Annotated in this window: 12 protein-coding genes and 1 tRNA gene; 11 read left to right on the top strand and 2 right to left on the bottom strand. The window is 63.6% G+C overall.

Annotated elements, in window-relative coordinates; translation table 11 throughout:
* Positions 1-62 precede the first annotated feature (62 nt).
* From ftsZ to HNO79_RS09620, 9 genes are all read left to right on the top strand, one after another.
* The gene (gene ftsZ, locus HNO79_RS09660) at positions 63-1,562 is read left to right on the top strand and encodes a cell division protein FtsZ (RefSeq protein ID WP_214164837.1); all 1,500 of its coding nucleotides are present in this window, start codon (positions 63-65) and stop codon (positions 1,560-1,562) included.
* Between the two features lie 164 nt (positions 1,563-1,726).
* Positions 1,727-2,692, top strand: coding sequence for a UDP-3-O-acyl-N-acetylglucosamine deacetylase (gene lpxC / locus HNO79_RS09655; protein ID WP_216630151.1), 966 nt, complete (start codon positions 1,727-1,729; stop codon positions 2,690-2,692).
* Positions 2,693-2,775: 83 nt separating this feature from the next.
* The gene (locus tag HNO79_RS09650) at positions 2,776-3,660 is read left to right on the top strand and encodes an outer membrane protein assembly factor BamD (protein ID WP_214164839.1); all 885 of its coding nucleotides are present in this window, start codon (positions 2,776-2,778) and stop codon (positions 3,658-3,660) included.
* Between the two features lie 39 nt (positions 3,661-3,699).
* Positions 3,700-5,421, top strand: coding sequence for a DNA repair protein RecN (gene recN / locus HNO79_RS09645; RefSeq protein ID WP_048857183.1), 1,722 nt, complete (start codon positions 3,700-3,702; stop codon positions 5,419-5,421).
* Position 5,422: 1 nt separating this feature from the next.
* Positions 5,423-7,570, top strand: coding sequence for an NAD-dependent DNA ligase LigA (gene ligA / locus HNO79_RS09640; protein ID WP_214164840.1), 2,148 nt, complete (start codon positions 5,423-5,425; stop codon positions 7,568-7,570).
* Between the two features lie 168 nt (positions 7,571-7,738).
* Entirely contained in the window at positions 7,739-8,860 is a 1,122-nt protein-coding gene (locus HNO79_RS09635) for a BMP family ABC transporter substrate-binding protein (protein WP_048857185.1), read from the top strand.
* Positions 8,853-10,439 (top strand): ABC transporter ATP-binding protein, encoded by a 1,587-nt coding sequence (locus HNO79_RS09630; RefSeq protein WP_214164841.1) that lies wholly within the window; start codon positions 8,853-8,855, stop codon positions 10,437-10,439. Before HNO79_RS09635 ends, HNO79_RS09630 begins: the two co-directional genes overlap by 8 nt.
* Positions 10,439-11,503: an ABC transporter permease gene (locus HNO79_RS09625; protein ID WP_010512997.1), complete on the top strand. Its 1,065-nt coding sequence runs from the start codon at positions 10,439-10,441 to the stop codon at positions 11,501-11,503. The genes HNO79_RS09630 and HNO79_RS09625 overlap by 1 nt, the downstream gene beginning before the upstream one ends.
* Positions 11,500-12,438 carry an ABC transporter permease gene (locus tag HNO79_RS09620; RefSeq protein WP_010512996.1) on the top strand — a complete coding sequence of 313 codons (939 nt, stop codon included), beginning with the start codon at positions 11,500-11,502 and terminating at the stop codon, positions 12,436-12,438. Before HNO79_RS09625 ends, HNO79_RS09620 begins: the two co-directional genes overlap by 4 nt.
* Positions 12,439-12,886: 448 nt before the next feature.
* On the opposite strand, the gene HNO79_RS09615 is transcribed toward HNO79_RS09620, so the two are convergent.
* Positions 12,887-13,336 (bottom strand): hypothetical protein, encoded by a 450-nt coding sequence (locus HNO79_RS09615; RefSeq protein WP_214164842.1) that lies wholly within the window; start codon positions 13,334-13,336, stop codon positions 12,887-12,889.
* A 475-nt stretch (positions 13,337-13,811) separates the two neighbouring features.
* On the opposite strand from HNO79_RS09615, the gene HNO79_RS09610 reads away from it, so the two are divergent.
* A complete protein-coding gene (locus tag HNO79_RS09610) occupies positions 13,812-16,013 on the top strand; it encodes a TonB-dependent siderophore receptor (protein WP_010512991.1) in 2,202 nt (733 codons plus the stop codon).
* A gap of 73 nt (positions 16,014-16,086) precedes the next feature.
* Here the strand turns inward: HNO79_RS09610 and HNO79_RS09605 are convergent, their stop codons facing one another.
* Complete coding sequence (locus HNO79_RS09605; protein ID WP_214164843.1) at positions 16,087-17,190, bottom strand: ABC transporter substrate-binding protein; 1,104 nt, start codon at positions 17,188-17,190, stop codon at positions 16,087-16,089.
* Positions 17,191-17,331: 141 nt separating this feature from the next.
* Here HNO79_RS09605 and HNO79_RS09600 point away from each other — a divergent pair.
* Positions 17,332-17,407, top strand: a tRNA-Asn gene (locus HNO79_RS09600).
* The last annotated feature ends 286 nt before the right edge of the window (positions 17,408-17,693 follow it).

Genomic DNA, 17,693 nt, shown 5'->3' with positions numbered 1-17,693 from the left:
CTTTATTGTACTTTTGCCGTTAGTATGCCAGCACGCCTACCCCAATCCATCGGGAGCCAAGCATGACCCTCAACCTGACCATCCCGCAACAGAATCATTCCGATTTCACGCCCCGCATCACAGTGATCGGGGTTGGCGGCGGTGGTACGAATGCGGTGGACAACATGATCCATTCGCAGTTGCAGGGCGTGGAATTCGTTGTCGCCAACACCGATGCCCAGCAGCTGTCCCACAGCAGCGCCGACCGCCGCATCCAGCTTGGCCCGCACCTGACGCAGGGCCTTGGCGCGGGGGCAAAGCCCGAAATCGGCCGCGCCGCAGCGGAAGAAGCCTGTGATGAACTGTCCCGCCACCTTGATGGCGCGCACATGGTCTTCATCACCGCAGGCATGGGCGGCGGCACCGGCACGGGGGCTGCCCCCGTCATTGCGCGCATGGCGCGCGAACGCGGCATCCTGACCGTAGGCGTGGTGACCAAGCCGTTCACGTTCGAAGGCCACCGCCGCGCGAAATCGGCGGAAGCGGGCATTGCCGAACTGCAGCAGTTCGTTGACACGCTGATCATCATCCCCAACCAGAACCTGTTCCGCCTGGCCAATGAGCGCACAAGCTGGAAAGACGCGTTCAAGATGGCGGACAACGTCCTGTACATGGGCGTGCGCGGCGTGACCGACCTGATGATGGCACCGGGGCTGGTCAACCTCGACTTTGCCGATATCCGCACCATCATGGCGGAAATGGGCAAGGCGATGATGGGCACGGGTGAAGCCGAGGGCGAAAACCGCGCCGTCGCCGCTGCCGAGGACGCCATTTCCAACCCGCTGCTGGAAGACACCTCCATGTCCGGCGCGCAGGGCCTGCTGATCAACATCACCGGCGGCGAGGATCTGACCCTGTTCGAAGTGGACCAGGCGGCAAACCGTATCCGCGAGGAAGTGGCGGAAGACGCGAACATCATTTTCGGTTCGGCCATAGATACCTCGCTGAACGGCCGCATCCGCGTTTCCGTCGTGGCGACGGGCATCGACAACCCGCCCGGCGGCCACCCCAAGACGCACCAGGTTCCGCCACAGGCCGAGGCCCCTGCCCCGCAGGCCGCCGCACCGGATGCACAGGCTGCCCCGGCCCCGGCAGCCGCTGGCGTTGCAGCACAGGCGGCAACCCAGCCGCCGCAGCCCGCCGCCCCGGTGGGCCAGCCCGCGACGGCGGCACCACAGCCGCGTCCCGCCGCACCGCAGGCGCCGTCCCCCAACGCCGTGCCGCCGCATGTCGCACAGGCACAGCGCGCAGGCTCCCCGCGTTCGCCGCTATTTACCGAAAGCGCCAAGCCCGCCGCACCGGAACCCCAGCCCGCGCCGCGCAGCCTGTTCGGGATCGTGACCGGCGCGCTGCGCCGCCATTCCACCCCGGCAGCACCCGAACCCGCGCCCCGCACGGAACCCGCCGTACAGCCCCAGCCGTCGCAGCCGTCCCAGCCATCGGCGCAGAACACGGGCGGCAACCCGACACCCGACGATGGCGGACTGGACATTCCCGCCTTCCTGCGCCGCCGTTCACCCTGATCCGACCGGTGCATGGCCTGCCCTGTACCGGCTGGCCATGCTTTCCTTCCAGATAGGTAACAATAGGCAATAATCCTTGACTGTCCTGCGGGGGGACAAGGCAGTAACATGATAACATGCCAGTTACTGTGAGTTCTCCCACTCTTCCGTCAAGGATACAGGCAATGGACGGCATGCTGCCGCAGACACACGCCCCCTTCATCTCGGAACCCCGGCATGAAGGGCGGATGCAGCACACCATACGCCAGCCGATCAACAGCGTCGGCACCGGGCTGCATACGGGCGCGCGCATAAGCCTGCGGCTGTCCCCCGCCCCGGAAAATACCGGTATCGTCTTCCGGCGCACCGACATTGACATGCCGCCGGTCGTTGCACGGTATGACATGGTGGTTGATACATGCCTGAGCACCGTGCTGGGCTGCGGTACCGCCAGTGGCCATGCCGAGCGCATCGCCACGATCGAACACCTCATGGCCGGGCTGGCGGGGTGTGGCGTCGACAACATCTTCATTGACGTGGATGGTCCCGAAATTCCTGTATTCGATGGTTCGGCAGCGGAATTCGTGTTCCTGCTGGAATGTGCGGGCATCGTGCCGCAGGGCGCCCCGCGCCAGTACGTCCACATAAACAGGACCGTGCGGGTGGAAGACGGTGATGCCTATGCCGAACTGTCCCCCACGGCGCAGCCCGGCCTGACGATCGATATTTCCATCGACTTCCCGGCTGCCGCCATTGGCCAGCAGCGTTACATGACGTGCGTGGAACCGGGGCAGTTCCGCGAGCATCTCAGCCGGGCGCGGACATTCGTCCTGCAGCCGGAAATAGATTACCTGCATTCCGTCGGGCTGGCCCGTGGCGGATCGCTGGATAACGCCGTGGTCGTCAATGGCGACAGCGTGGTGAACCCGTCGGGACTGCGCCACCCCGATGAATTCGTGCGCCACAAGGTGCTTGATGCGATAGGCGACCTGTATCTGGCCGGGGGCATGGTCAACGGCCATTTCCGGGGGCATAAGTCCGGGCATACGCTGAACAACCGCCTGTTGCGCAAGGTATTTGCCGAACAGGCGAACTGGCGGCGCGCCCCGCTTGACGCATCCCTTACCGCCCCGCGCGACCGGGCAGCCTGATGGGACGGGTCGAAAACCGCACGCGGAGACTTCACCCGCCCCCGGCACATGATATAAAGCTTCCGTAACTGGAAGAGCCGGGTATGTTCGCACGCACATCACACTACGTTTCGCAACCATCGCGCGCCCCGCGCCCGACAGCGCCCTGGCTGGCCCTTCTGCCGCTTGCCGGCCTTCTGGCCGCGTGCGGACAGAGCGCCAGCACCATCAACGAACGCGCGCCGCGCGTCGGCTCGGCCGAAACGTTGTACAACAACGGCGTGGACGCCCTGCGTTCGGACCGGTACCTGCTGTCGGTCAACCAGTTCGATACCCTGCAGCGCAACTACCCCTATTCCCAGTACACCGCCAACGCACAGTTGATGGAAGGGTATGCGAACTACCTTCTGAACAAATACCCCGAAGCGGTGCAGCAGCTTGACCGCTTCCTGGAACTGCACCCCACCAGCGCGGACGCGGCCTATGCCTTCTACCTGCGCGCGCTGTGTTATTATGAACAGGTGGCCGACGTGCAGCGTGACCAGCAGGGCACGATCGAGGCCATGGACGCGCTGGAAGAAGTCATCACCCGCTTTCCCCAGAGCCCTTACGCCCGTGACGCGCAGCTGAAGATCGATCTGTGCCGCGATCATCTGGCGGGCAAGGAAATGCTGGTGGGCCGGTGGTACCAGCAGCAGAACGACTACCTCGCCGCCGCCGGCCGCTACCAGCGCGTGGTGCAGGATTTCCAGACCACCAACCACGTGCCCGAGGCACTGGAACGGCTGGTGGAAGTGTATCTGGACATGGGGCTGCTGGAACAGGCGCGCAAGACCGGCGCGGTGCTGGCCTACAACTATCCCAGCAGCAAATGGTATGAAGACGCCTACGATCACCTGCGCGCGCATAACCTGATCAAGGGCGCGACCGGCAAGGACCACAAGCAGGGACGGAACGTATTTTCCCGGGCGTGGCATTCGGTTTTCTGATTTCCGCCAACGATTATCTGTGCTGAACGGGAAGCCTGCATGCTGACACAGCTCTCGATACGGGATGTGGTCCTGATCGAAAAACTGGATCTGGCCTTTCCCCCCGGCCTGACCGTGCTGACGGGGGAAACCGGGGCTGGCAAGTCCATCCTGCTGGACAGCCTGGGGCTGGCGCTGGGGGAACGGGCCAGTGCCTCCCTTGTCCGTGCCGGGTGTGAGCAGGCCAGCGTCAGCGCCAGTTTTGAAATCGCACCGGATCACCCCCTGCACCAGCTGTTCAGTGAACAGGGCATCGTACTGGATGACGTGCGTGAACCCGTGCTGCTGCGCCGGGTCGTGACCACGGATGGACGATCGCGCGCCTATATCAATGACCAGCCCGTGGCCGTCAGCCTGCTGCGCAGGGCGGCGACCCTGCTGGTGGAAATACAGGGCCAGCATGAGCAGATGGGACTGGCCGATCAGTCCACGCATCTGGACCTGCTGGATGCCTTTGGCGTGCCGGGCCCCCTGCGCACCCGCACCGCCGGGGCCTATCGCAAATGGATCGAGGCCACGGCTGCACTGGCCGCCGCGCGGGCGGAAATGGAAAATGCCGCGCGTGAGGAAGACTGGCTGCGGCAGGCGGTGGACGATCTGTCCACCCTCGCCCCGCAGGAAGATGAGGAAACCCAGCTTGCCGGCCTGCGCCAGGCATTGCAGCAGGGGGAACGCCGGGCGGAAGCGATCGCGGCGGCCCTGGCCGATCTCGCCCCGCGGGACCGTCGTTCCCCTGGTCCCGCATCGGCGCTGCGCAACGCCAGCCGTGCCCTGCAACGCCTGCTGCCCGCCCCCACCGACCTGAACCCCGAAGCCGTCGGGGCGGCCGAACAGGAAGCCGCGCAGGAAGCGCTGAACGCGCTGGAACGCGCGGAAGAAGCACTGGCGGAAGCGGAAAGCATGCTCTCGCGCCTTGCATCGGACGCGCAGGCCGACCCGCGCCTGCTGGAACAGACGGAAGAACGCCTGTTCGCCCTACGTGCCGAAGCGCGCAAGCATGGCGTGTCGGTGCCGGAACTGCCGGGGCTGCTCGCGGCTTTCAACGACCGTCTGGCCGCCCTTGATTCGGGCAATGCCCGCATCGAGGTGCTGGAAAAAACCGTGACCGAAACCCGCGCCCGGTTTGAAGAGGTCGCCCTGGAACTGACCGCCGCGCGGGAAAAGGCGGCACGCAGGCTGGAACAGGCGGTGATGGCGGAACTGAAGCCGCTGAAGCTTGAACGCGCGCGCTTTATCGTCTCGCTCCTGCCGCTGGAGGCGGAAGCATGGAACGCGCGGGGCAAGGAACAGGCGTCGTTCCTGATCGCGGCGAACCCCGGACAGCCGCCGGGACCACTGGCCAAGGTTGCGTCGGGGGGCGAACTTTCCCGCCTCATGCTGGCGCTGAAGGTGGTGCTGGCCGGTCGGTCGGCCATTCCCACGCTGGTGTTTGACGAAGTGGATTCCGGCGTGGGCGGGGCCACGGCGTCGGCCATCGGGGAACGGCTTTATACCGTGGGCCGCAGTGTGCAGGTGCTGGTCGTTACCCACAGCCCGCAGGTCGCGGCCCGGGGCGATGCCCACCTGCGCATAAGCAAAAGCGTGAACAGGGGCCGCACCGAAACCCACGCCGCACCGCTGGATGCGCAGGCACGGCGCGAGGAAATCGCCCGCATGCTGTCTGGCGACACCATTACCCCCGCCGCCCGCGCCGCGGCCGACAGCCTGCTGAAAGGGGTCTGACATGCCCCATGACCCGTCATCCGGTTCCCTGTCCGAACAGGCGCGCCGCCTGCTGGCCGACGCGACCGCAATGGAACAGGACGAACCCCATGCGAAAGCGGTGCTGGCGCGGCTTGCCACCGTGCTGCCCGCGCTGGATGCGGCCTATCACCAGAATGACGCGCCGCTGGTTGATGATGCGACGTATGACAGGCTGCGCCGGCTGAATACCGAACTGGAGACGCGCTTTCCCGGCCTGCGCCGCATTGACAGCCCGGCGGAAAAAATCGGCGCGCCCGCCAGCGGTCCCTTCCACCGCCACCGGCACATGGTGCCCATGCTGTCGCTGGACAATGTGTTCTCGCGGGAGGAATTCGAAGGTTTCATCAGCCGCATCGCCCGTTTCCTCGGGCTGGGGGAGGATCAGGCCCGCGCCCTGTCCTTTGTCGCGGAACCCAAGATTGACGGCCTGTCCATAAGCCTGACCTACGAACATGGCCGTTTCGTGCGTGGCACCACGCGCGGCGACGGCACCGAAGGCGAGGACGTGACCGCCAACCTGCGTACGCTGAAGGACATTCCCGAACAGTTGCCCGCCCCCTTCCCCGACCTGATCGAAATCCGGGGCGAGGTGTTCCTGTCCAAGCAGGCATTCCTGGAACTGAACGCGGCACAGGAACGCGCGGGGGAAAAACCCTTCGCCAATCCCCGCAACGCTGCGGCCGGGTCGCTGCGCCAGCTTGATCCGGCGGTGACGGCCCGGCGTCCGCTCTCCCTGTTCGCCTATGCCGCGGGCTTCTGTGACGCGCCACTGGCCGCGACCCATCACGGCTACCTTGAACAGCTTGCGGCATGGGGATTTGTGGTCAATCCACTCAGCACACAGGTGAAGGATGCAGCAGGGGCCGAAGCCTTCATGGACCGGCTGACGCTGGAACGCTCGGCGCTGGATTATGATATCGATGGCGTTGTGTACAAGCTCGATGACCGCGCGCTGCAGGACCGGCTTGGTTTCGCGGGGCGTGCGCCACGCTGGGCGGTGGCGTGGAAATTCGCAGCAGAGCAGGCCGTCACCCGCCTTGAAAAAATCGACATACAGGTTGGCCGCACCGGGGCGCTGACGCCGGTGGCATTCCTGGAGGCCGTCAATGTGGGTGGCGTGATCGTCACCCGCGCCAGCCTGCACAATGAAGACGAGATCGCGCGCAAGGACATCCGCGAGGGCGATCTTGTGCATGTGCAGCGCGCGGGCGACGTGATCCCGCAGGTGACCGGTGTGGTGCTGCCGCGCGACCATGACCGCCCGCCCTTCCACTTCCCCCATACCTGTCCGATCTGTGGCGCACATGCCGAACGGCCGGAAGGCGAGGTCGTGTGGCGGTGTTCGGGCGGCCTGACCTGCCCCGCGCAGGTGGTGGAGCGGCTGATCCATTTCGTATCGCGCGATGCATTCGACATTGACGGGCTGGGCGACCGCACGATCGTGGAATTCCACGAACTGGGATGGCTGCGCACGCCCGCCGATATTTTCCGCCTGCCCGCGCGCGAAACGGACATCGCGGCGCGTGACGGATGGGGCAAGGTATCGGCCCGCAATCTGGTGCGTGCGATCGAGGCGCGGCGCACAATCGAACTGTCGCGCCTGATCTACGCGCTGGGCATCCGCCGCATCGGCATCAACAATGCCCGCCTGCTGGCGCGGCATTACGGGTCCATGGCCAACTGGCGGCAGCAGATGGAAAAGGCCGCCGTCATCGGATCGGACGAGCGGCTGGAACTGGGCTCGATCACCGGCATCGGGTCGGCGATTGCGGATGAACTGGTGTCGTTCTTTGCCGAATCCCATAACCGCGCGACGCTGGATGACCTGACATCGGTGCTGACGCAGGTCACGGATGAGGAAATGGTGGCCGCAGGCGCGCTGTCGGGCAAGACCATCGTCTTTACCGGCACGCTGACCACCATGACCCGCCCCGAGGCCCGTGCCGTGGCCGAACGGCTGGGTGCGCGCGTATCAGACAGCGTTTCCAGAAAAACCGACCTTGTGGTGCTGGGGGAAAAGGCCGGGTCCAAGGCGCGCAAGGCGACCGAACTGGGTGTTGCCACCATGGATGAGGCCAGCTGGCGCACGCTGGCGGGCATGTCGCCGGCCGGGACCGATCCCGCCTGATGCGCCGGGCCGGACCACAGGCTGCGCGATGGTCTTGCATGTACCTGCCTCGTAACGTTTACTAGGTACGGCACACTGGACAACGCAGCGACAGGAGCATCCGAACAGGTCAGCACGCCATCTTGCCGCAGGGGGATACGGCATGGATTATCAAGGGGATAACATCTTATGACAGCTTCAGGACCGCGGGGGCGGTTACTGACAACGCGCCGGGCACTGCTGGGCATGGCGGGGGCGGCCGGTTCCGGCCTGCTGCGACCGGCCCGCGCGGCGGCCACGCCCGCATGGCGCAGGCCACTGGCGGAAGCCGACGCCATTATCGGCTTCGGCCATACCGGGCCGATTACCGATGGCGGCTGGTCCATGGTGCATGACCGTGGGGTGCAGGCCGTGCGCCGCGCATTCCCGAAAATCCGCACCATATATGTCGAAAGCGTCCCCTATTCCGCCGATGCCACACGCATTTTCCGGCAGTTCGTAGCCGAAGGCGCGCAGATGGTATTCGCGACCTCCGAATACGGTGATTTCATCAAGGACGTGTCGGACCGCGCGCCCGATGTGGCCTTCATGGAATGCGACGGCACGAATGTGACCGGCAACCTGGGCTGGTATTACGTGGCGCACTGGTATGCCAGCTACGTGATCGGGATTGCCGCGGGCCTTATGACGCGCACGGGCAAGATCGGTTTTCTGGGCGCGTTTCCCATCCCCTCGGTCTATGCCTCGGCCAATGCCACCCTGCTGGGCGCGCAGTCGGTCAATCCGTCGGTGACATTGCAGAGCATCACCATCAACGCGTGGTTCGACCCGCAGGCCGCAACCCAGGCGGCCACGGCGCTGGCGGATAACGGGTGCGACTTCCTGTGCGGAATCATGGATGAACCGGCCTATCTGCGCGTGGCCCTGCAGCGCGGGCTGAAAGCGGCGATGTGGAACACCGGCATGCTGGATTACGGGCCGGAAGCCTATGTCAGTTCCGTGGCCCTTGATTTCAATGATTTCTATATCTCACAGGTAAGCAACCTGCTGGCGGGCACATGGCAGCCACAGGGGCGCTTCCTGACGCTGGGCCATGGCGTGGACCGTGATGCCTGGGGCCCGACCGTTCCGGTCGAGGTCGCGCGCCAGGCCGACGCCATGCGCACGCGCATGCTGGCGGGCTACAACCCGTTCCGCGGGCCGATCCATGACAACCATGGCCGCCTGCGCGTGCCCGATGGCGTGACGCTGAGCGACCTTGAAATCTACCATAGCGACTGGGCTGTCGCGGGAGTATCCGGCCTTGAGTAAGCAGCCTGCCCCCGCCGGGGTCGCCCCCGGCACGCCGCCGGTCCTGCAGTTGCGCGGCATTGGCAAATTCTTCCCCGGCGTGATCGCCAACAAGGACGTGGACCTGGATGTCTGGCCGGGTGAGATCCATGCCCTGCTGGGGGAAAACGGGGCTGGCAAGTCCACGCTGATGAACGTCGTCACCGGCATTTACCAGCCGGAGGAAGGCGAGATCATCCTTGATGGTTACGGCCAGACCTTTACCTCCCCGCAGGAAGCGATCCGCGCGGGGATCGGCATGGTGCACCAGCACTTCAAGCTGGTGCAGGCCTTTACTGTGGCGGAAAACATCCACCTGGGGTGGGATGAAGCGCCACGCATCGCTTCCCCCGCCGTGATGGAAGCCCGCACGCGCGAGATCTCGGAACGCTTCGGCTTTCCCGTCCGGCCCGATGCCCGCGTATGCGACCTGTCGGCTGGCGAACAGCAGCGTGTCGAAATCCTGCGCGTGCTGGCGCGCAAGGCCCGCCTGCTGATCATGGATGAACCCACCGCCGTGCTGACACCGGAGGAGACGGGCGAGCTGTTCCGCGCGCTGAGGGCCTTCCGCGCGCAGGGCAACGCCGTCATCATCATCAGTCACAAGCTGGACGAGGTGATGGAGATTTCGGACCGCGTCAGCATCCTGCGCGGGGGGCGCAAGGTCGGCACGTTCAATACGGCGGACTGCAACCCGTCCATGCTGGCTGCGACCATGGTGGGACGTGACATTGTCCGGCGCAACATGCGCGCGCGCCCCGAAGGCGCCGCCCCCATCGCGACCGACCCGGTCATGCAACTGCGCAATGTCAGCGTGCGCGATGACCGCGGGGTGGATACGCTGCGTGATGTCAGCCTTGACCTGTATGGTGGGGAGATCCTGGGCATTGCCGGGGTCGCGGGCAACGGGCAGCGGGAACTGACGCATGTGCTGACGGGGCTAATGGCCCGCACGTCGGGCGAAATCCTGCTGGACGGCAACCTTGTGGATCGCGCGGACCCCGCCCTGTTCGTACAGGCGGGTGTAGGCCATATCCCCGAGGACCGGCTGCGCAGCGCGCTGGCGCCATCGCTGTCGGTGACCGCCAACATGGCGCTGCGTGAATATCCGTACCCGCCCATCGGGACACACGGGCTGTATGATGCGCAGGCGGCGAGCGGGCTGGCGCGCGACATCGCGGAACTGGCGCAGGTCACCATTCCCGATTTCGCCATGCCCGTACGCAACCTGTCGGGCGGCAATCAGCAGCGTCTGGTGGCGCGACGTGAAATCCGTATCGCCAGCCGGGTGCTGGTGGCCGCCTACCCCGCGCGCGGGCTAGATATCGGGGCGATCGCCACCATGCTGGGATACCTGACCGACCTGCGTGACCAGGGGGTTGCGGTCGTGTTCATATCCGAAGACCTGGAAGACCTGCTGAATGTATCGGACCGGATCGGGGTCATGTTCCATGGGCGGCTCATGTCCGTAATTGATGCCGAGGCAGCCGACATGGCCACCATCGGCCTGCTGATGGGTGGCCGGGACGCCACCAACACCCAATCGGGAGCGGCACAGTAATGGCGACACGTGCTTTCCAGCGCCTGCCCAGTGCACCGGCAGGACGCATTCTTGTGCTGCGGCTGGCGGCCATCGTGCTGTCGCTGTGCATCATCGCGGGCGTGCTGGCGCTGTCGGGACACAGCCCGGTGGTGCTGGCGGAACTGATCCTGCGCTCCACCCTTGGTTCACGCTTCGGGCTGGAGGATCTGGCCCTGTTCATGTGTCCGCTGCTGCTGACGGGGGCGGCGGTAACCGTATGCGGCACGATCGGGTTATGGAACATCGGCGCGGAAGGCCAGTTCTATGCTGGCGCCATTGCCGCGACCGGCGTTGCCCTGGGGCTGCATGGCCCGGCCATCATGGTACTGCCGGTCATGACCATTGCGGGCATCCTTGGCGGCATGGCATGGATTGCCGTGCCCACGCTGGCGCGGGCCTATGCCGGGGTGAATGAAATCATCACCACGCTGCTGCTCAACTTCATTGCCTCGCTGCTGACCTATTACCTGACCACCGGGCCATGGCGGGACCGGATCAGCGGGGCGCAGGTATCGACGCAGCGCCTGTCGGTTTCCATTCCCGAAATGTGGGGCATCGTGCACTGGGGCTTTCCGGTGGCCATCGTGATCGTGATCGGACTGGCGCTGGTGCTGTCGCGCACGCGGTGGGGATATGAAATCCGCATTGGTGGCGCCAACCCCGAAGCCGCGCGCTATGCCGGGATTCCGGTGCGGCTGCGCATCATTTCGGTCATGCTGCTGTCGGGCGGGCTGGCCGGTCTTGCGGGCATGTTTGAGGTCGCGGGCACGGTCCACCGGCTGCAGGGCGGCATGGCCAACAATTTTGGCTATCTGGGGATCGTGGTGGCGGTTCTGGCGCGCGGGTCGTGCCTGAACGTCATTCCCGCAGCACTGCTTATGGCGCTGATCCTTGATTCGGGCATTGTCATGCAGACACAGCAGCTTTCGGCGTCGGTTGTCCTCGCCATTACGGGGCTGATCCTGTTCATGATCGCCATTGGCGACGAACTGGCCCATTACCGTCCGGTGGCGGGCGCCACGCCAAAGGGAAAAGCATCATGATCACGCTACTGACGGGTATGCTGGCCACCGCCGTGCTGGCGGGTGGCGTGCTGGCGCTGGCCGCCCTTGGCGAAGTGCTGGCCGAACGGGTTGGCGTGACCAATCTGGGCGTGGAAGGGCTTATGGCGCTGGGGGCAGTCACGGCTGTCATGACCGTGGCGTCCATTCCCTCGCCATGGGTCGGGCTGCTGGTCGCCGGTCTGGTCGGCGCGGCGGGCGGCATGGTGTTTGCGTTCGGGGCCGTGGTGATGCGGGCGAACCAGGTGCTGTGTGGCCTGGCGACGACCTTCATGGGGCTGGGGCTGTCCACAGCACTTGGCCACAACTATGCCGGGCAGCCGGTTGCGACAACGTTTGGCCATGTCACCGTGCCGCTGCTGTCGTCCATTCCGGTCATTGGTCCGGCATTGTTCGGGCAGAATATCCTGATCGTGCCGATTTACGTCATCCTGCCCGCGCTGGTGCATTTTGTCATGTTCCGCACCCGCCACGGGCTGAACATGCGCGCGGTGGGGGAAAACCCGGCGGCGGCGGATGCGGCCGGTATTCCGGTCATGGCCATGCGGTTCTGGTACGTCACGCTTGGCGGCGCGATGGCGGGCATGGCGGGGGGATACCTGACGCTGACCTATGTGCCCGTGTGGTCGGAAGGCATGGTGGCTGGGCGCGGGTGGATCGCGCTGGCGCTGGTGATCTTTGCGGGGTACCGCCCGGTTATCGTGACCCTGTCCGCGCTGCTGTTCGGGCTGGTGACGGCTCTGTCCTTTGTCGGGCAGGCCCATAACTGGCCGATTGATCCGGCATTCCTGAACATGCTGCCGTATGTGGGCACCATGGCCTTCATTATCGTGCCGGTTGTGGTGTGGCACCGCATGCGGCGGGTCATGGCCGCCCCTGCGGCGCTGGCCCAGCCCTATTACCGCGACGTGCGCTAGGGCCTGGACCTGCTGTTTTTGGCGAACGGGCACTCAGGGCGGAACGTCCTGATGCCCATAAATGAGACATATCCCGTTTCGCTTCAGTTCCGGGATATGTCAGTTGAAGGGGAGCACCCGCTGAGGCGCGGGACAGATGCCGACAGAGGGCACGCCGGTCATTGCACCAGTGCATCTGCCCGGTTCCAAAAAACCGGGCATCGGCAAAGCCTGCCCGCAGCGACGTCATCGCGTGCTGTCATATCCGTCTGGCCCTGCGTGACAGGTGCACCTGTCACGTAGGGCGCGTAACCGGAACCCGATCATTCTGAAAGACGAACATGGGCTGGACCGCAGAACCCTGTTGTCCATGATCTGACCTACGCCCTTCTCCAATCCCGACACGGCGACTGGACGGAAAGAAGGCGCACCGGATGAGCTCGGCCCGGCCTGTCAGCAATATGACAGGTCATTCCCGATCGCATCCCCACACATTCTGCCAGAGTAATACCTGGCAGCCGTTCAGTGCCCGGATGCCCTGTATGAAATTCCGTCCGTTGCGAATGGTTGTCGTGATTATTGCCGCGCCATTACAGACACATGATTTTGTTGCATAGTGACAATGGACAAGGAACGTGCCGGCGTTTTCCTTTGTAATATCCACCTGGTGGATGGGGTCTGCCAGCCGCCCATAAAACCCGGTCAGGCCTGCGGTAGAAAATGCCGGTCTGGAGCGTTTATCCGGGATGACCATGGCTGAAGCATCGTCCCCCTGCCCGTCGCCCAGCGCTGTATAAAACGCGCGTACCGTCGTTGCGGCGGTTCCATATTCATCCGTACGCTCCATGGGCTGTGCCTGTGCGCGCGCGACGGACATGACTGTGGCAACCAATGGTTCATGGTCAGTTTCCGCGGTCATGCCCCCGTCAACCATACGGTTGCGTTCTGGCGCAGGGCATCATGAAGCTGCCTGTTCATGCCATCATCCGCATTCGGCTGAACATCCTCAAACGGTTTGTTCTGATTAGCATACGCATTGCTGAATACGGTCGTGCATGCTGCGCGCCATGCCCCTACGCCCCTCCCCCAAGGGGAAGTCAGGAAGATGCATTATCCAAAACCGGAACACCTGTCCGCCCGTCGCAATGACCGTAATCATCTGGTCTGGACACATCCCGTCATCCTGCCGGACGGTCTGCACGGCGCATTCACTCCCTGCGTACCTGTTGACCGGTCGGTGCGGCTGACTGTGGCCCTGCTGCCAAACTGAGAGAAAACGCTCCACCGGATCTTGCCATTCGTGCTGACACGTTTTGATATATGTTGCAAATGATTCTCATTAACCTTAAGAACCCACCTCCTAACGGCAGAAAACGCCAAGAACGAGGTCAGGCATGCAGCGCAGCAGGGTTTTTTATGTGTTTCCGCTTTCCCTTCTGGTGACAGGGAATGCCCTTGCGGCGAATCCGGTCGATACGTCCGATTCTACCCATCCGGCCCGGACCCAGACCACGAAACAGGCGACCGACCAGCCGGGCACGACCACCGCACGGGCTGAAAAGCTGGAAGTGCATGCACGCAGGCCGTCAACGGTCGCGTCCTCGGCAACGAAATCCGATACCCCGCTGATTGAAACCGCCCAGTCGGTGACGGTCGTGACCCGCAACGAAATGGACGTGCGCGGGGTACTGAACCTGAACCAGGCCGTGCGGTACACGGCAGGCATTACCCCGGACCTGCGTGGCGGGGGCGAAGGCACGCGCTATGACCAGTTTGCCCTGCGCGGCTTTACGGTCCCGACCTTCCTTGACGGCCTCAAGCTGCAGGACAGCCCCACGGGCTATGCCACAGCGCAGACCGATACATCCCGGCTGGAACGGGTCGAGATCCTGAAGGGACCGGCATCTGCACTGTATGGCCAGTCCAGCCCCGGTGGCCTTGTCGCACTGTCCAGCAAGCTGCCGACCGACCAGAAGTTCTATGGTGGCGTCACCACGACGGGCGGCATGTTCGACCTCTATCGCGTGGATGCCGATGTTGGTGGGTATGCGACGGATAATGGCCTTGTGCGCTATCGCCTGTACGGCACGGTCAATGGCCAGCACAGCCAGATGAGCCGGACGGGAAGCCGGCGCTTTTCCATCAGCCCCTCCTTTACCTTCGGCGGGGATGGACCGACGACGCTGACCATTCTGGGCAATTACCAGTACGATCCGGAAAATGGCACCTATGGCGGTGAGCCGCTGGTCGGGTCGCTCAAACCCGCGTCATATGGCTACCTGCCCCGAGATTTTTATGACGGCGATGTATCGTTCGAGAAATTCAACCGCCGGCAGGGCAGCATCACCTATATCTTCAACCACCGTTTCAATGACAACTGGAGCTTCACCAGCCGCGGTCGGTATGACGACATCAAGACCATCTATCGCAGCGTGTATAACAACGGGTATTACACAAGCGAGGATATGCTCAGCCGCTCCGCCTTCGGGACGAATGAACATACGCATAACCTGACATTCGACAGCCAGTTCAAGGGCCATGTCCGTACCGGCCCCGTACGGCATACGATGATGTTCGGCTTCGACTACATGCAGCAGAGCGCGTCCGAACAGGGATTTTATGGCAGCGCGCCCGACCTGAACGTCCTGCACCCGGACTATCACATGGTCATTCCCGCCATGAGCCCATATGTGAATTACCAGACCAATTCGCACCAGATCGGCATGTACGCGCAGGATGAAATGCACTGGCGTGGACTGGTCCTGACCGGTAGCCTGCGTAATGACTGGTACCGGTCACAGCAGAACGAATACATCTCTCACTCATCCTCGGCGGAAAGTCCGCGGCAGATTACATGGCGCGCCTCGGGCCTGTATCATTTCCGCTTTGGGCTAGCCCCATATGTCAGCTACTCGACATCATTCCAGCCGCAGTCGGGCACTGTTTCCAATGATGGCGGCAAGACGTTCCGCCAGGCCGATCCCTCCCTTGGCAAGCAGCTTGAGGGTGGACTGAAATACCAGCTTCCGGGTACGTCGCTGCTGCTGACGGCCGCGGGTTTTCATATTGAACAGAGCAACGTTCTGGTTGCCGTGGGCAACCTGGGCTACAGCACGCAAAGCGGGAAGGTACATTCGGACGGCTTCGAATTCGAAGCCCATGCCGAACCGTTCAGGAACCTCATGATCACCGCAGCGGTCAGCGTGCAGAAGGTCCATGATGATTCGACCGGCAAGCCGCTGATCCAGTCCGGCAAGGGCAATGCCTCGCTGTTCGCGTTCTACACCATGCCATCCGGCCCGGTAAAAGGCCTCGGCTTTGGTGGGGGCATGCGTTATTCCAACAAATCCTATGGTGGCGAGGCCAGTTACGGCAGCGTCTGGGTGCCACAATATGCCGTGTTTGATGCATCGGCCCGCTATGACCTGTCCAACCTTTCGCCGTCGCTGCATGGCTGGACCGTCGCGGCCAGTGTCCGCAACCTATTTGACAAGAATTATGTCGCGAACTGCCTGAGCTATGCCTCCTATAATCAGGAATGGTGCTATTACGGCGAACGTCGCAACGCGCAGGCAAGCATTGGCTATACGTGGTAAAGTCGTCCCATCCCGGCAGCCCATGCATGGGGCTGCCGGACGGATATAATGGGCGGCGCGCCGTATCCGCAGTTCAGCCCGTCTGCCCTGCACCACCTTTTCCACCATGCCCGTGATGCAGGATATCGGCTGAAATCCGACGGGCGTAACCTGCGGAATCAAGGCTGTCGGGGAATTGGCCCAGCAGCTTGAGCTCATCGACATAACGCGCGATCTGGATCTTCAGGTCGTTGCCCACCGGGCTTATGCCCAACACTTCATGGCGCATCATCTGCAGGACCGTGTCCTGATCCATGCCATCCACCCGGCCATCAAGCAGGGTGGCCGCTTCCGCCATGTGCTCGGGCAGCCAGCGCGCGGCATGTGACAGCGCCAGCACAAGCGCCACCGCAGCACCGGGCGTCCGGTCCAGCAGGTCCGTCGAGACGCCCAGCGCCAGATTCGTGCGTTCCGCGTACAGGCCCTTCACGCTGTTGACCAGTTCAACCATATCCAGCGCCCGGTTGTTCAGCAGTTGCCACGCCAGCGGGTCATGCAGCGCCACCGCATCCACCGTGCCTGCCGCAAGGGCGTCGTCAATCTGGTCGGGGGGCAGGATCACCCAGTCGGGCGCCGTATCCGGGTTCAGGCCCTTGCGGCGCAGGATAACGGAAAAGAACAGCCGGTCCGCCATGTCCGCATTCAGCACGGCGATCCTGCGGCCCACCAGGTCCTCGATCTTGGCAATCCTGAGCCGCCTGCGCACCAGCAGGCGGAATGTCCCCGCCTGCAGCCCCATGACCAGCCGGGCGGGCAGGTCCGCATTCGCCTGATAGGCCTGAAGCCATGACAGCACCGGGGCCACCGCGGCCATGCTGCGGCCCGCCTGCAGGTCGGCAATGGCGTCCCGCCCCGTCAGCGCGCCGGGCTGCAGGTGCACATCCAGATGATACTGGGAAAAGAAGTCCTGCCTGAGGGCGACATTGTACAGGGTCGAGGCCTGAGCGGAAGGCCAGGACAGCGTCAGGTCATGGGGTTCGCCATCCAGCAGTTCATCATCATGCCGCACGATGCGGGCCTGCTGCCGGCTTTGCAGCCACTGCCCGCCCACGACGGCGCACCCTGCCCCGACCAGCAGCGGCACAACGGCCCGACGCAGCAGGCGCATTGGCTGCCCTGCCCTGTTATCTTCTTCCATTGCCTACAGTTTCTCCTGCTCCGCGAAGGCTCTACCGTGCTTTTAGCCGGTCCGGGTTCCCTTTTTCCCCTTTTTGAAAAAAAGTTCAAAAGGGGGGTTTACGCCCCCCCGCCTGTGTGGCTATAAGCTGCTCAACGCTGATCCCGAATAGCTCAGTTGGTAGAGCAAGCGACTGTTAATCGCTGGGTCGTAGGTTCGAGTCCTACTTCGGGAGCCACCTTTCCTTAAAAATTAGTGTTAAATCAGTAGGTTACGGATTTCTTCAAATCTGAACCCACGATTAAACCCATGATGAGCGATGCGCTTTCCGGGGACGTTCTGACACGTCCAGACCGGTTTGAACGCGGTTTGGCCCTGTTCCAAACCCTCAGACTCACCCCCATCATTTTCACATCCCAAGCGGTCCTGCCGGCAATCACCAGCCTACAGGCGGCGACTCCTTTGCTACGGTTGAAAATTGTAAGGAAGCCTTGCTGTGGATGACTGCGCCCTGGTGCATGGGG

Source organism: Komagataeibacter oboediens (assembly GCF_018491655.1).
GTDB lineage: Bacteria > Pseudomonadota > Alphaproteobacteria > Acetobacterales > Acetobacteraceae > Komagataeibacter > Komagataeibacter oboediens.
This window is presented reverse-complemented; position numbering and strand designations above follow the sequence as displayed.

Excerpts from the sequence above, each read along its gene's own strand:
- recN (WP_048857183.1), top strand. The coding sequence starts at position 3,700 with ATGCTGACACAGCTCTCGATACGGGATGTGGTCCTGATCGAAAAACTG.
- HNO79_RS09635 (WP_048857185.1), top strand. The coding sequence starts at position 7,739 with ATGACAGCTTCAGGACCGCGGGGGCGGTTACTGACAACGCGCCGGGCA.
- HNO79_RS09625 (WP_010512997.1), top strand. The coding sequence starts at position 10,439 with ATGGCGACACGTGCTTTCCAGCGCCTGCCCAGTGCACCGGCAGGACGC.
- HNO79_RS09650 (WP_214164839.1), top strand. The coding sequence starts at position 2,776 with ATGTTCGCACGCACATCACACTACGTTTCGCAACCATCGCGCGCCCCG.
- lpxC (WP_216630151.1), top strand. The coding sequence starts at position 1,727 with ATGGACGGCATGCTGCCGCAGACACACGCCCCCTTCATCTCGGAACCC.
- HNO79_RS09615 (WP_214164842.1), bottom strand. The coding sequence starts at position 13,336 with ATGACCGCGGAAACTGACCATGAACCATTGGTTGCCACAGTCATGTCC.
- HNO79_RS09605 (WP_214164843.1), bottom strand. The coding sequence starts at position 17,190 with ATGGAAGAAGATAACAGGGCAGGGCAGCCAATGCGCCTGCTGCGTCGG.
- HNO79_RS09610 (WP_010512991.1), top strand. The coding sequence starts at position 13,812 with ATGCAGCGCAGCAGGGTTTTTTATGTGTTTCCGCTTTCCCTTCTGGTG.
- ftsZ (WP_214164837.1), top strand. The coding sequence starts at position 63 with ATGACCCTCAACCTGACCATCCCGCAACAGAATCATTCCGATTTCACG.
- ligA (WP_214164840.1), top strand. The coding sequence starts at position 5,423 with ATGCCCCATGACCCGTCATCCGGTTCCCTGTCCGAACAGGCGCGCCGC.
- HNO79_RS09620 (WP_010512996.1), top strand. The coding sequence starts at position 11,500 with ATGATCACGCTACTGACGGGTATGCTGGCCACCGCCGTGCTGGCGGGT.